The 14,038-nt window shown below is 65.5% G+C and carries 14 protein-coding genes and 1 pseudogene; 5 read left to right on the top strand and 10 right to left on the bottom strand.

Going from position 1 to position 14,038, the window contains the following annotated elements; all coding sequences use genetic code 11:
• Nucleotides 1-270: 270 nt before the first annotated feature.
• Both J2X68_RS39595 and J2X68_RS39600 read right to left on the bottom strand, forming a co-directional pair.
• Nucleotides 271-804 (bottom strand): hypothetical protein, encoded by a 534-nt coding sequence (locus J2X68_RS39595; RefSeq protein WP_310437465.1) that lies wholly within the window; start codon nt 802-804, stop codon nt 271-273.
• 292 nt (nt 805-1,096) lie between these two features.
• Complete coding sequence (locus J2X68_RS39600; protein WP_310437466.1) at nt 1,097-2,185, bottom strand: RHS repeat-associated core domain-containing protein; 1,089 nt, start codon at nt 2,183-2,185, stop codon at nt 1,097-1,099.
• A gap of 856 nt (nt 2,186-3,041) precedes the next feature.
• Here J2X68_RS39600 and J2X68_RS39605 point away from each other — a divergent pair.
• A complete protein-coding gene (locus J2X68_RS39605; protein ID WP_310437467.1) occupies nt 3,042-3,587 on the top strand; it encodes a hypothetical protein in 546 nt (181 codons plus the stop codon).
• Between the two features lie 156 nt (nt 3,588-3,743).
• On the opposite strand, the gene J2X68_RS39610 is transcribed toward J2X68_RS39605, so the two are convergent.
• On the bottom strand, nt 3,744-4,622 hold the full coding sequence (locus J2X68_RS39610) for a hypothetical protein (RefSeq protein WP_310437468.1): 879 nt from the start codon (nt 4,620-4,622) through the stop codon (nt 3,744-3,746).
• A 201-nt stretch (nt 4,623-4,823) separates the two neighbouring features.
• Between J2X68_RS39610 and J2X68_RS39615 the strand changes: the two genes are divergently transcribed.
• The gene (locus tag J2X68_RS39615) at nt 4,824-5,183 is read left to right on the top strand and encodes a hypothetical protein (protein WP_310437469.1); all 360 of its coding nucleotides are present in this window, start codon (nt 4,824-4,826) and stop codon (nt 5,181-5,183) included.
• Between the two features lie 308 nt (nt 5,184-5,491).
• On the opposite strand, the gene J2X68_RS39620 is transcribed toward J2X68_RS39615, so the two are convergent.
• Together J2X68_RS39620 and J2X68_RS39625 are read right to left on the bottom strand one after the other, a co-directional pair.
• Complete coding sequence (locus J2X68_RS39620; protein WP_310437470.1) at nt 5,492-5,680, bottom strand: helix-turn-helix domain-containing protein; 189 nt, start codon at nt 5,678-5,680, stop codon at nt 5,492-5,494.
• A gap of 140 nt (nt 5,681-5,820) precedes the next feature.
• On the bottom strand, nt 5,821-6,156 hold the full coding sequence (locus tag J2X68_RS39625) for a hypothetical protein (RefSeq protein ID WP_310437471.1): 336 nt from the start codon (nt 6,154-6,156) through the stop codon (nt 5,821-5,823).
• 596 nt (nt 6,157-6,752) lie between these two features.
• On the opposite strand from J2X68_RS39625, the gene J2X68_RS39630 reads away from it, so the two are divergent.
• On the top strand, nt 6,753-7,466 hold the full coding sequence (locus J2X68_RS39630; protein ID WP_310437472.1) for a TIGR02391 family protein: 714 nt from the start codon (nt 6,753-6,755) through the stop codon (nt 7,464-7,466).
• Here the strand turns inward: J2X68_RS39630 and J2X68_RS39635 are convergent.
• The 4 genes from J2X68_RS39635 to J2X68_RS39650 all read right to left on the bottom strand — a co-directional run bounded on the left by J2X68_RS39635 (nt 7,463) and on the right by J2X68_RS39650 (nt 11,103).
• The gene (locus tag J2X68_RS39635) at nt 7,463-8,008 is read right to left on the bottom strand and encodes a hypothetical protein (protein ID WP_310437473.1); all 546 of its coding nucleotides are present in this window, start codon (nt 8,006-8,008) and stop codon (nt 7,463-7,465) included. The two genes, J2X68_RS39630 and J2X68_RS39635, sit on opposite strands and share 4 nt — an antisense overlap.
• A gap of 21 nt (nt 8,009-8,029) precedes the next feature.
• Nucleotides 8,030-8,845, bottom strand: a complete 816-nt coding sequence (locus J2X68_RS39640) for a hypothetical protein (protein ID WP_310437474.1) — start codon at nt 8,843-8,845, stop codon at nt 8,030-8,032.
• 489 nt (nt 8,846-9,334) lie between these two features.
• Complete coding sequence (locus J2X68_RS39645) at nt 9,335-9,931, bottom strand: DUF4276 family protein (RefSeq protein ID WP_310437475.1); 597 nt, start codon at nt 9,929-9,931, stop codon at nt 9,335-9,337.
• A complete protein-coding gene (locus J2X68_RS39650) occupies nt 9,928-11,103 on the bottom strand; it encodes an AAA family ATPase (RefSeq protein WP_310437476.1) in 1,176 nt (391 codons plus the stop codon). Before J2X68_RS39650 ends, J2X68_RS39645 begins: the two co-directional genes overlap by 4 nt.
• 696 nt (nt 11,104-11,799) lie before the next feature.
• Between J2X68_RS39650 and J2X68_RS39655 the strand changes: the two genes are divergently transcribed.
• Together J2X68_RS39655 and J2X68_RS39660 are read left to right on the top strand one after the other, a co-directional pair.
• Complete coding sequence (locus J2X68_RS39655; RefSeq protein ID WP_310437477.1) at nt 11,800-11,973, top strand: hypothetical protein; 174 nt, start codon at nt 11,800-11,802, stop codon at nt 11,971-11,973.
• Nucleotides 11,974-12,643: 670 nt separating this feature from the next.
• The gene (locus tag J2X68_RS39660) at nt 12,644-13,045 is read left to right on the top strand and encodes a hypothetical protein (RefSeq protein WP_310437478.1); all 402 of its coding nucleotides are present in this window, start codon (nt 12,644-12,646) and stop codon (nt 13,043-13,045) included.
• A 19-nt stretch (nt 13,046-13,064) separates the two neighbouring features.
• Here the strand turns inward: J2X68_RS39660 and J2X68_RS39665 are convergent.
• A pseudogene (locus J2X68_RS39665) lies at nt 13,065-13,869 on the bottom strand (IS5 family transposase).
• Nucleotides 13,870-14,038: the final 169 nt, after the last annotated feature.

Genomic DNA, 14,038 nt, shown 5'->3' on the forward strand with positions numbered 1-14,038 from the left:
TCCCACTCCGCATTCGTCAGGTCTCCGCGTCCCATGGAGCCAGCCTGCCCTCAACACCCCACCCAAGGAGGGAGATCCGAGAAACAGCGCCTAGGGCTGGTCAAGCTCCTGGCCGACGGGCCCGCCGTGGAAATTCTCGCCGATGCCGGCTACCAGGGCCTAGGCGCGCAGACCAGCGGTCGGGTGGTGACACCGCCGCACCGCAAGTTCAAGAAGAACGCTCCGGACTGGTACGAGGAGATGTACGAGCGGCAGCGGAAAGCACATTCCTCACGACGCATCCGCGTCGAGCACGGCATCGCTCACCTGAAGATGATCAACAGCCCCGCCGTCTTCTGTCTGGTCGCCGCGGTCGATAGGGATCTCATAATAACGTTGCCGTTCCCTTACCTCGCCGAGTAGTAGGTTGCCTGCATACACTCTGAACTTTTCCCAGTTTTCCGGGTAGCCCAGCAGATGGTCGGTGATCCTGATGCTTACCATTTCATGAATGGAGGCTCGTCCGCTGCCCAGTAGGCACTCCAAGAAGTCCGCACACCGCTGCGCCAATTCCTCGTCCAACTCGGGAGCAGACGCCAGAAGTGGAGCCAGGACCCCCTGGACAAAGATCTCGCTGGCGAGTGTGTACGCACCCACCTGTACCGGCGCAGAATCGCCCGGAGGCGCATACTCCTGCTCGTCCTTCTCCAGCGCGAGTACTGCATCCCGCTGCTCCGGAAAGTACCCCCACAACATTTTCCGGATCAGAGCAGAGTCCGTGATGGCCCGATCTTCTGGATCCATATTTTCCGAGATCTCTACCACTGAACGACGTCCTTTCGACCGGCGCAACACGGAAGCACCCTTCGAGGATTCTACCTCAAGGAGTGCTTCCGCCTCTTACGGATAGATACTAGCTGTATTCCGGCACAGGAGAGGTTCCCGTAACGTCACACGTCTGATCGCCACCCATAATGGACTTCATTCCCTCCCCGATGAACAACAGGTCACCAAGGGCGCCCGCACCGTTCAGCAGCTTGGGAAGCTTCGGCTCGCCCCGCAGGCGCGGCACGCCACGCGGGTTCAGGTCGAATTCCGCACCCGTTATAGACTTCATTTATGGCGCCCGCCACATGCGTTCTCCGGCAGATTTCACCGAGTTATAGACTTCGGAATTATCCGTTATCAGTTTCGTGACCGCGCCAGCGTCGTCCACGGTATTCAAAGCTTTCCAGAGTTCGTCTGCCTCAGCCAGGGCTACAGCGCGGTCCGCCTCCGAGAGGTTCACGTTCTTGTCTGGCTTTCGGTCGTCTTCGAGAAGCTTCACCAACCGGGTCAACTGATCGGCAGCGTCGGCAACGTGCCACAGGTTCTTGGTCGGCTCACCTGTCTGAAGCTCGGAGATCAGGGCGGTTCCGACCTTCCCATCACCCACAGCCGGGACGGATCCTGGCTTGATGTAGATGTCTGCGAGAATCCCCCGCAGCCTCCCGTTCTCGACCTGTGGTGCCTTGGCAGCGGCGCGGCCCCCTACGGAACTCGCGTCGGACGTGCCGCTCTTGTTGCTGGGGGTGTTGCCTGATCCGATGGTGTCACGTATCGCTGCGTCGGTGCTGGCTTTGTTACCTGGTGTGGAGTTGAGGCAGGAGGGGCAGTTGCGTGTGGGGCAGTCAGCGTCCGGGCACAACCCGCTGGGGTCGCTGTTGGTGATGGGGTTGCCGGCGGCGTAGGCGTAGCCGGCGAGTTGTTGGTCGTCGGTGGCTTCGAAGAGGGGGTCGAGGCTGGTGAAGCGGCCGAGGGTGGGGTCGTATTGGCGGGCGCCGAGTTGGGTGAGGCCGGTGTTGGCATTGTCGGGGGCGTTGAGGAAGCCGCGGTTGTCGATCCAGCTGACGGTGGTGCCGCGGGGAGCGCCGTAGGGGGTGAATTGGCGCCAGGTGGGGGTCTGGGCGGTGTTGTCGAGGTACAGGCCGCTGGTGCCGTGGGGGTCGCTGATCTGGAATTTGTAGTTGGTGCCGGTTCCGGTGCGTACTGCGGTGCCGCCGCCGGGCAGGGGGAGGTAGCGGACGCCGGTGGTGGTGGTTCCGGTGAGGGTGAGCTGTTCGCCGGGCAGGTAGAGGGTGGTGCTGGTGGGGTCGGTCTGGAGCAGGACGTTGCCGTCGGCGTCGTAGACGTAGCCGGTGGTGCCGTCCGGACGGGGGATCGTCACAGCGGCCGTGATCGTCCCTGCGGATCGTTCCACTACGGGATGAGCCAAAGCTTCGATGCGGTTTCAGAGAGTGAGGCCGGTGGGCCCATAGGTGCTGCAGAACTCGCAATCACAGCTGGTCAGGGAGTTCGCCTGGCAATGAGCCGCCGGCCAGTAGCGGGATACACAGGGGCCTGGGTCGAGCAGCGTCTCGTCGCGGGACACCGTCCGGTCGCACCACGTGCACCGGACGGCTGCAGGCACGCCAGCCTCCTGTAGGCGCCGGGCCGCGACGACGGCCGTGTCGAGCGGGGCTTCGTCCAGAACCGCCGCGGGGGTGCTACTCAGAAGAAGCTTGCTCCGCCACAGGCTCAGTCCGGTCACCGCTCCGACAGCCTGCAGGGCTCTCTGTCCCCTGCTCCCGGATCCGATCACCAGCACGGTGAACCCTGGCACCTCCATGGACACATCTCCTTCGGCGATTGGGACAGCCGCCCTCAGTATGTCGACGAAGAGAGCCCTCGGCCCATCAGTTTTCGGTGACCGCTTAGCTGTCGCGCATCGGCGTCTTCACGAAATCCGGCCAGAGCCAGTATCAACGATCCCCAACCGTCGGGTGACGTCATCTCTGGTGAACATCCGTAGCAATCAAGATCGCTAGCTGCTGCCCAACGTGCTGACCAATCCTTGCTACTTCACGTGAACGAAGCCAGACATCGACTACATCGACGTCAGCTACTAATTGCCCCACACACAACAAAGGCTCTGCCTCTGTGGGTGAGCCGAAGCACGATAGTTGTCACACAGGCGGGCTTGTTGTCACCCTCGGTCCGATATTGCATCGCCTGAGGTGGGCGCCCGATGGCAGGCTGCCCGCATGGACCACGCAGAAGCACTGCTTATCGGAGGACGAGCTGGTGTCGGCAAAACGACGGTGGGGTGGGAGGTTTCGGCGCTGCTGCGCTCCGCGGCTGTCGCACACGCGATCATCGATGGTGACTTCATGGGGCAGGTGCATCCTGCACCAGAGGGAGACCCTTACCGCGCGGAGATCACCGAGAGCAATCTGACTGCCGTGTGGGCGAACTTCACCCAGCGTGGATACCGGCGTCTCATCTACGTGAACACCTTGAGCGTGCTGCCGGAGGCAGCGGGCATGTTCGAACGTGCCATGGGACGTGGGGTACGGATCACACGGGTCTTGCTCACCTCCTCCGACGCCACTGCCCGTGAGCGGTTGGTGGGCCGGGAACGCGGCTCAGAGCTGGAACAGGAGCTGGAGGGAAGTGTCCGCAAGGCACGGCTCCTGGATCGGCGGGCCCCTGAAGACACTGTGCGAGTAGCGACGGAGGGGCGGCTCATCGTCGACATCGCACGGGAGGTAGTGGCCGCCACCGGTTGGGCAACCACCGTTTCTCCGTGACAGAAGGGCTGCCGAACGAGTACTTGTGACAAGTCGAATGCCTCGTTGGTGACAACCAGGCTGCCTCGTCCAGCTCTGCCCGCCAGCTCAGCGGGCTTCGCCGGTGACAACTTCTGCGCTTCGGCTCAGTGGGACTGAGCGCTGAGCGTTCAATGTTCAGTCCTTTCCCATCATCCATGCGACGTGGTTGCCGAACCCTTTCTGGTCAGCGATCCTGGGACTGCGCCTGTAGGAGCAGACGACACACTGCCCGAAGCCGACCCGCCCCCACATGTCCAGGCCCTGGACGCAGAAGGTCTCATACCCGCACACCGGGCACTCATCGAAGTCGTGGCCTTCAGGGTTATCTCGGGGGTCGTACTCGTTGGGGTTCTCGGCCGTCTCCGCACGGCGCGTGGCCTCTTCGTCTCCGATGAGTGCCAATAGAGCTTGTGCCTGCCCGGCCGACCGTGTGTCTTCGCTCTGGGCCAGTTCGTCATCGTGGTCAGACTTGGCCGCAAGCAGTGTTCTCAGGGCTGGGTGGTGGTCGAGGTCAAGCAGGGCGTGGACATGACGGTGCTGAAGGCGCCCCGTTCCGCTTCCATGGCGGGCTTTACCGCTGACGTTGATCGCATCGGTCAGGAGGTCAACGTTTACCCGGGTGTCCCAGAAGCCTTCGGGCAGAAGGTTTTCCTTCTCCCATCGGGAGCGGACGGCGGCGTCCCGATCGGGTATGACGTACAGGCCCGTCGCCGGGTCCGGCACAATCTTCTTTGCGATCACCTTTAACAGTTTTCTCGCAAAGTGCACACGGTCCTCGCTGTCCAGTTCCTCCCCTGGCCACTCCGCTGCAACGATCGCGGCCAGGGCGTTTGACAGCGCCTGGTCGTAGATTCCTTCATGCCCGGGATCGGTTTCCGCGGACAGATCGGCGCTGGTGACCTCGGAAAACGGGTCTGCGCCATCCTCCTGGCGGAGCGCCTTCAGCATCTTCACCGCGCACTGGCCGAAATATTCTGCCCGTCGATCGTTCGGAAGGTCGTTGGCCAGCTGCATGCGCACATCATCCTCCAGGCACGAGAGCGAGGGCCAGGTGACGTGCTCAACTCGCCAACAGAAGCGCTGAGTCACACCACCCTGCCCGAGCCGGGGACCACAGCCTGTGCCTCCATGTCGGTAACCAACCCGGCTGCTTGTTCACGGTGTTGGCCCGAATCCGGATCGTGTGAGGTATCGCGGGGCCGCTAGGGTTCGAACATGATCAAGGCCCTTCCCTCCGATGTGGCGGGGGTCCTCGATGTCCTTCTCCGTGGTGATGACCTGGTTCATGTCGCGCTCCTCGGCCAGATGCCCCACCTGTACGAGCGGGGGCGCTGCACATGCGGATGCGGCACCACCTTCTTCGACCTCGATACAGCTTCGGTCCAGTCGGCCCCTTCCGGACCGAGCACGGTGGTGGCGGCCGAAGCCCAGTTCTGCACTGAGGGCGGCGCCTGTCACGGTGAAGTCCTGGTCTTCGCCGCCGTCGGCTACCTGTCATGGCTTGAGGTCGTCTCCTGGGGTGCCGACGACCAGAAGACAACGTTAGCCATGGTCCGGCAGGCGTTACGCCACTGACGTGCCCGGGATCAGTACCCGGTCGCAGGGCATCCGCAGGACGGCGGTCGCGCGCGGCCCCGCCGCCGCGCGAGAACACCAGCAGGCGCCCGATCCCCCGCAGCGCGCCCTACGCCCCGCCCGGCCCTGTTTCTTCCTTCTTCTTCGGCTGATGTGGGCGCGGGGGTGCTCTGTGGGGGATGTCAGCACCCCGACCACGCCGTTTCAGGCGTGGTGACCTGCAAGAACACGCCACCGTGCGACAGGCGTGTGCAACACCTATCGCAACCCCCTACGCACCACCCCTGGGGATCTGGTGCGCTGGTCGACTAGCGGGACAGGCGGCAGGTGCGCCAGTCACGGCCGTCACGCACCAGGGCGCCGCGCTCCTCGAGGTTCCTCAGGTGGTACACGACGGACGCGGGACTGTTCATCCCGACCTCCCGTGCAAGCTCACGCACCGACAACGCCTCACCCCGTTCCCGGATCGCGCACGCCGTGACGGCACAGACCCACACGCGCCGCCAGCACCGGCACGGTCAGGTGCCGGCGCGGTCGGGCCGCCGTACAAGCCCCCACCCGGATCCCTGCCCTCACGTTCGGTCTGGCCGTGTGGACGCCGCCTGCGCCTTCCTGAAACTGTGACCCGCCCCGGCATTCAGACGTCTCCCGTTACTCCGCCTCGGGCGTCTGGACTGGCTCGGTCGTTGTTCGAACCCTCCGGAGAGAGGATCCCCAGCGCCTGCTCAAGTTGGTGGGCCCGTTCCCGGTCCTCTTCGTCCAAGCCGCTTTCCTCGGCTTGTCGAGCGAGGTCCTCCAACTCAGCGGTCATCCATACCCGCCGGTAGTGGTGGATCGCCTCCGCGATGACCCCGGTTATATCGCGCCTGTCCGGAACCTTCGACCCACGGACGAACAACCCCAGGAACTTCAGAGCCTCGGACAGGAGGAACGTCCGTCTCCACTTCGTATTCTCGCCATTCGGGAGTTCCATACCACTCCTTGATCATCCGGAGAAGCATCAGAGCCTGGCCGCGTGTCTCTTTGTACGCATCCGGCAGCAGCGTGATCGCGCTGTTAGCCGTGGCGATCAGCGTCTTGCGTTCCCGATTCCAGGCCGCTCGGGTCTCGGCCGTGCCTCTGCCCAGGAAGGTCTGGGCCTCAAGATGAACCCTGAGCTGTGTGAGTGTGTCGAAGGCGCGCTGGGCGTTCGCTTTGGCCTGGACCAGAGCTGCCGCCTTGTCGCTATACCGCGACTGCCACCAGGACCCCAGGATGGTGAAGAGCCCACCGGCCAAGGCGCCTAGGAGCGCGGCACCGAACTCCATCGACCAGAGCTTCCCCAAAAGATCATGCATAGCGGGCATCATGCCGACGGGAACCTCCGCCTGGGCCTGAACCCGTCAACTCCTCGGCAGATAGCTGCCGCTCATGGATGCCAGCCCCACGAAGGCGACACCCGGGAACGGATGGGCGCTCAGCGGTCGGCCTGCGCCCGCCCTATGGCCCTCTGATCACGTATGCGGGCGTCAATCGCTCGGGCCTTGCTGGTGAGCGGGGCTTGTCAGACCCCGCTCCTAGGATGCGGCCGTGGACCGAGACTGGATGCGACAGCAGCTTGAGGCGTTTGCCGACCTGGCCCTGCGCTACGAACGCAGCACAAGGCCGAGCGACTACATAGGTGATCCTGCGCTCAATGAGCAGTTGCACCGCGCAGAGCCCACGGTCAAGCAGATCCTGCGGCTCCTGGACCCACAGCTTGCCGAAAAGATCAACCTGGATCAGATGGCGGGCGAAGCGATGGCCCGCCATGAGGTTCACCGGGGCCTGGGCATCCTGGCCGACATGGACGAATGGGCCACCCGGCTCGTACCGGATGCACCGACGCTGCCCGCCGACCAGTTCCACCCCTGGGTGTGGGAGCCGGCGGCCCCGCTGTGGGGCGCAGAGGCCCGGCAGGACGCCGTCCTGGCTGCTGCCCGCACCGTCAACCGCCGGCTCCAGCAGAAACTGGGGCGTCACGACATCGGCGAGATGGACTTGTGCATGCAGGCCTTCGACATGAAGGACCCCGTCGCGGGGAAAACGCGCCTGCGCTTCGATGGCGACCCCAACACGCCTACGTGGCGTGCCCGCCAGGATGGCGCCAAGTACCTCGCGGCCGGTGCCTTCCTGGCCCTGCGGAACGTTGCCGCTCACGAGGATGCGGTGACCTGGACCGAGCAGGAGGCGCTGGAGCACCTGGCGACCTTGAGTGTCCTGGCCCGCTGGATTGAACAGTGCGTGGTGGAGCGCGCTGTCTAGACCCAGATCTCGTGTTCATTGCGGTAGTGAGGCCATGGCTGCCCGGCCTGACGGGCAGCGAGGACATGTTTGATGCCCGCGGCCCACGTGCCTGGTTGCAGGAGCTCCATCAGATAGCGGTCCAGCGCGGACCAGCGCATCTGCAGTGCCCATCCCGGTGTCATCGTCAGACCGCCCGGCAGTGTCGTGGACCGCAGGCGTTCCTGCTGGTGGATCTCCATGATGACCTCGTCCCGCTCGAGGTGGTCCGCTTTGCCCGGCGGGCGGACCCAGCGTGCGTCCAGGCCGGTGGCCTGGAGCAGGCGGGTCAGTACGGGACCGGAGGTCTCCACGGTCGCCACGGCGTAGTCGCCGATCAGCCGGGCGCAGGCCACCGGATGCAGCGGGTAGTTTGCCCAGGGCACCCGCAGTGGGTCGAGGGCGGTGCTGTCCAGACTGGTGGCACAGATGTTGTGGTCCTCCCGGCCGGCCGCGATCCCCGCCCGTTGCAAAGCGCCGTCGACGGCGTGCTGAAGACGTTCGCGGAACTGCTCGGACGACATGCCATGCTGGGCACATACGTACTAGTCGACGACGAACAGGGCCCGGCTGCCGGGCACCGGCGTGGCGTAGATGCCCCCGGTTGCGGCCCCCTCCAGGGCGACGCGCAGCACGTCCAGGTGGGTGCGCAGCGGCAGGTCCAGGTCGTACAGCAGTTCCGAGGCGTTGTCCCCGGGCAGGGGGCCGCCGTCCAGCACCGCCGCGCGGGCCTGGTTGATCCGCCGCAGTTGCACGCTCCTGCTGTTCTTCGGATTGGTCTTGATCTCTTGCGTGCGGGGCGGGTGCACACCGTCCCATACCGTCATGTCGCCGATGCGCAGGCAGTTAGTCAGGTCGTGCAGGAGCGCGAAAGTGCCGTCCTCCTTGCAGGCCCTCTCGAAGTGTTCGAGTTCTGCCGGCAGGCCCGCTTTGCCGTACATCGGGCCGGGCGACTGGTTGCGGCACAGAGCGAGGATAAACGGGCGGTGGAAGCCGAAGACGCGCCAGGCCAGCGCGTCACCGACCGAGCGCAGCTGGCGAGCCAGCCGCTCGCACACGTCGTGCTCGAAACGCCAGGTCGCGATGTCGACAGGGTCCCGGCCTGACTGGAGCTCCGGGACCTCCGGTTGCGGCTGCTTGCCGTTGCGCATCCGGGTGACGGCACGCTTGAACTCCCAGCGGTCCTTCTCCACCTCCAGCAGGCGCGTGAGCAGGTCACGTTGAAAATCGACCCCGGCCTCCACCGACTCGCAGGCGCGGAGCTGTTGGATGAGCTGGACCAGGACCGGCTGCATCGCCTGATGGCGAGGATGCATCACCATGTCGTCGGGGCTGTAGGAGTCGGCGTGGAACAGGCTCATCCTGCAAGTGTGGCGATCACTGCGTTCCCCTGCTGCCGTTTTCCGAGCCGCCGACGCCATGTCCGAAACCCCTGAGCAACGAGTCCAGTTCGGCCGCCACGCTCCACAGGGAGCACAGCCAGGTCCCGAGGTGCTCCGCGGCGTCCATGTCCAGGGTCAGCTTCGGCGCCCCGGCTGGCGCTTCCTCTCAGTCGACGGCGTGGATGGCGCTGTGGCCGGAACCGCGACCGCTGTCCAGCTTCCCCTAGACCGGCTACCTCGGCAAGGGAGTGCCACTCAGCCCGGAGTCGTCCTGGACATCGTCGGCCGCAGCGACGACACCTGTGGCTTCCCAGCCAGGCACCGGCTGCGCAGTTGGGCGCCCTGGTGAAGGAACTGAGGGTGAGGGTGCGCAGAACAGGCTGAGACGCACTGGTTGCTGCCCCGGCCGGCCATTAACCGGTCAGGGCGTCCGTCTGTATCTTCCCGGGGCCCGAGCAGCTGCTGGTGTCAGCCGAGGAAGCGAAGCAGCTCTCGGCAAAGTTTGTCGAATGAGGGTGCGGCGTTCCGGGCTGCGTCGAGGTCGAAGTGCTGGACGAAGGACGGCTGGTGTGCGGCGGGCCGGTAGGTGATGCCCGCCGGCATGCGGGCGGAGAGCCATTCCTTGGCGCCGCGAATGGATTCTGGTTGAGGCGGAGGGGCGAGGTCGTTGGGCAGCCCCATGTGTCCGGCCAGCCCGGCGGCTCCGGCAAGGAACCATGCCTCGAACTCCCGCACGGCCACGACCGCGGTCAGGGGGACGTGCGCGTGGCTGGTCTGCGCCAGTTCGTGGACCTGGGTGGCCAGTTCGACGGCGCATTCGTCGTCCGCGTCCAGTAGGACGAGCACGGCGGTGGGCTGAGGTTGGCGTGCGGTGACGATGGTGAGGGCCTGCGCAAGCGGGGCGGGCTTGAGTATCCGGTCACGCGGAACACGGTGGGGAGACAGGACGTGGGCGTAGGCGTCTTCGCGAAGGTGGGAGATGAGCCGCTGCAGCAGGCCCTGGAGGGCCGCCGCCTCCCCGTGGCCTTCAACCACGGATGCGATCACAGGGTAGAGGTTGCTCACTGGAGGCCGTCCTCCCGCTGGCTGTGCGGCAGGTTGCGTCCTGGGCGCATTTCACCGCTGCGCAGGAGCTCGGGAAGGGTCAGGACACCGTCGGCGAGCAAGCGGCGGCCAGTCTCGTCAATCGGGCCGATGGTGCTGCCGTGGCCGTCGTCGTGGACGACCAGCAGGTGGTCCGGGTCAGCGGCGGGGTTGTCCAGCAGATCGGCGCTCTGGGTCGTCACCATCACCTGCGTATTGTCCGAGGCGGCCACGAGGGCGTCGTAGAGGGCGCCCAACACCGGAGGGTGCAGGGAGATCTCAGGCTCCTCGATGCCGATGAAGGGGATCGACCCGTCCAGAGCGCGGGACTGGAAGAGCGCGGCTAGGACACCGGCCAGACGCAGGGTGCCGTCGGACAGCGACCGGCGGTCGACCTTCTTGAGGCTGCCGTCCTCGATGAAACGCCCGACAACGTAGGCCACATCGGCTTCCTCGAGTTCCTTACCGTCCAGCCCCGCCGCGTTATCGATCATGGTGGAGATATAGCCGTCGATGGTGTCCTTGACCCAGGGCTGGCGGCGGTCCAAGGACTGCAGAACCCGTGCCAGATACTGTCCCTGTTCACCGAGCACGACATCACCGCGTCGTCTTGGTGTCTGGTCGATTTCCCGCAACACCGGCGTGTGCAGTTCATAGAAGCGCATGGAGTGCAGGCTGCGGGCGACCGGACGGCCCGGCCCGCCGGCGCCCTTCAACAGGGGCGGGTCTTCGCGCCAGCTGTCGGAGCGCAACTGCCAGTCGGGCACCTCAGGGACGAATGACAGTTCTTCCCGCCTGACGCCGGGCCTGCCGTCACCCCCAGGGTCGGCACTCACTTCGAGCAGGTAGGAAGCATCCAGCCTCTCCTGCTCGCTGCCTGGCCTGGGGACAGCCATGGTGAGGTCCAGCAGGATACGGAAGGAGTCGGCCTGCGTGCCCACTGACGACGTGTGGAGAACCTCTTCCAGGCCGCCTCGCGGCTCCAGAGCCTGTCCCGGCGACGAGCGCACAGCATCCCGTACGAAGCGAAGCGCGTCCAAAAAGTTCGACTTACCGGCCGCATTCGGCCCCGAGAGAACCGTCAGCGGCCCGAGCCGGACGTCACACTCGGCAATGGACCGGTAGTTCGTGATCCGTACACGTGTCAGAAGCATGGCCGCATACCGCATCCGTAGGAGGCGTCGCGCACTGCACGGCGCACTGGCGGATTGCCAGATCCCAGCCGGTCCGCCACCGCCCCTGGAGCACTGCTGTTCACGTGTGTCCCCACTTCCTCGTTCGTCACCAACCGCGCCGGGCACCGTCTTCACCAGCAGGCTGCGCCACCGTGTGACCATCCGCCGGTAGGACCAGGTCCATGATCGAGTGGTCCTTGCCCGCAACACTACCGAGGCCCTCATCCAGCCCTTCTTCTGCCACTCCCCCGAAGCGCGGAACAGCAGGAGGACCAGTGATCACGAGGCCCGGCAAGTGCTCTGAGTACCGCGCGGCTCGCCCCTGACGTGCCACCGCCGACTCCCGGACCGGCAGTGCCGCGCCTCCGGGGTCCCAAGCCGGACCTACTACGGCGCCGCAGGCGAAGCAAGGTCAGGCCGGCCCCGTACACACCGGCCTCGCGCCCCGGCCATACACGGGCAGCCTGCATACGCAGCGGGCAACACCTGGAGCGAAGCGCGTCCATCCCCCGCGCGGGTGCCGTACGGTCCAATTGCCTGGCCTAACAGGGCGGCCGCGGCGGCCCCGTCATCGAAGACCGCGACCAGGGGTGCCTGTTCTGGCTCGTCCCGCCCGGCACCAGCCAGACGGGGGAACCACACCTGTACGGCGTGTGCCTGGGCAGGCCTCACCAGATGCCGCTGCCGGCGATGGCCTGCACGCAGCCGCCTGAGCCGTACTGGCTGCGCCCGCTGCGCGGCGACCGGCTGGTGCCCCCGGGGCCGCTGCGGGACCTGCTGGCCCGGCACCGGCCCGGCCCGGTGCCCCACGAAGCGCTTCCCGACCTGCTTTCAGCAGCATCCTTCTGACACCCGCGCGACGGTTGTTCGTCCATGCCCACCGTCACGCGCGGGGTTCCACCCCTCTGCCGCCGACTCCGATGCCGGGCTCCCCGCTCGGCAGCAGAGGGCCTGACCCAGAGACCAGATGGAGACCTCCATGCGCATCGTTCCCCTCGACCCCGCCGAAAGAAGCGCACCTGTGGCGGTAGTCACCGGCGGGTGGTCCCGTGAGCGGGATCGTTCCTGGCTATCGGGCAGGACCGTGGCCAAGGCACTGGATGACATGGGGGTCAAGGCCCACATCGTGGACCTCGCCGGCTCACGCGACACGTTCCTCGAAGGGCTAGCCGAGGCTTCCAAGGCGTTCCTCGCTCGCTGGCTTAAATGCCTGTCAGGCACGGTTCGCTGCGGGCTACTTACCTCCCACGCGCCTGTCTGTCGTTCTCTCGCACCCGAGGTAATGGTGACAGCGTGGACGAAGTCCGGTTCACGGACATCGAGCACCTGGCGTTTGACCCGTAGCAGCAGCGTCCCGCACTGCCGCGAGTCCCGAATCAGTCGGTCCGGGACTTATTTGCATGACCGCCTTGAGCTCGTAACACGATCATGCGATCCAGTCCCGGTAGTCGTGTCGTGGTGGAGCGTGGGAGCGTAGCCCTGGAACGTGGGCGATGACGTTGTGGGGAAGGGGGGCTGGATGAGTGTGGTGTGGGCTGCGACGTCGCCGGATTCGGGACTGTTCCATCCGATTGAGAGACGTTCAGAGGTGAAGGATCTGTCAGACCGCTTCAACGACCTGCGTTCCCGCGGTCAGGGGTACGTCGAGGTTCGCTCGCCGAACAGGGAGTACCCGGTGCTGATCCTGGCCTTCCGAGATGATCACGCGGTCGTCCATCTGATGAGTGACACCGAGCGGATGTCTCTGCTCGTAGGAGACGGCACCGTGCCCTCGGGCGCCGAGGTCGAAGTCCCGATCATGGACGACCTTGCCGCGTTCACGGGCGACTTTGTCCTGGATACCGATCGGGCGTGGAACCTGGTGCGCGACTTCACCCAGACGCGGGCGGCAGGCCCGCTGGGTGAGTGGTGTGAGTTGTAGCCAAAAGCTCGTGACCCGATCATGATCGGTGCTTCTTCAGTCGCCTCCAGCAGATGAGGCCGCAGGCCAATGAGACAAAGGCATCGTGGAGTTCAGTTCGGCGTTCCCAGCGAACGGCCAGGCGTTTGAACTGGTGGAGCAGGGCGAAGGTCTGCTCGACGACGTAGCGGAGCTTGCCCATGCCCTTGATGTTCGGGGCGCCCTTGCGGGAGATGACCGGCAGGATCCGCCGCTTGCGGAGCTCTTCACGGATCGGATTGGAGTCGTAGCCCTTGTCTCCGAGCAGGGCTTCTGGACGCCTTCGAGGACGACCGGGGCGGCCGGCGACGGGTGGGATGCCGTCCACCAGGGCGAGGATCTGAGTGACATCGTTGACGTTCGCCGCAGTCGTGATGACCTTGAGCGGAGTTCCGCGTCCGTCGCAGATCAGGTGGTGTTTGCTGCCCGTCTTGCGTCGGTCGACCGGCGACGGACCGGTGTCGGCACCCCCTTTTTCGCGCGGACATGGGAGCCGTCCACGCAGGCCCGCGACCAGTCGAGCTGGCCGGCCGCGTTCAGCTCGGCGAGCAGGATGCGGTGCAGCTGGTCGAAGACTCCTGCCCGCTGCCACCGCTCCAGGCGGCGCCAGCAAGTCTGTCCGGAGCCGAACCCTCCAACGGTAGGAGTCGCCAGGCTATGTCGTTGTAGAGGACGTAGAGGATGCCCTGGAGACAGACCCGATCCGCCACCGGCCGCGGACCTGGTGACCGCTCGGGCCAGGACGGCAACAACGGATCGATCAGCGCCCACAAGTCGTCGTCCACGATCCACGGCCGAGTACTCACAGCATCACAAACGGCCGAATCGTCAGACTGGTCACGCCCAACCAGCACACCTCAACAAGATCGTGTTACGAGCTCTAGGCGCTGTTTCTCGGATCATGTGCGGAGCCAGATGATGAGTGCTGCGAGGGTGACTGTGCCGAGGTAGGTGTAGGCCCGTTTGTCGTAGCGC

It is taken from the genome of Streptomyces sp. 3330, from assembly GCF_031456635.1.
Classification (GTDB): Bacteria; Actinomycetota; Actinomycetes; order Streptomycetales; family Streptomycetaceae; genus Streptomyces.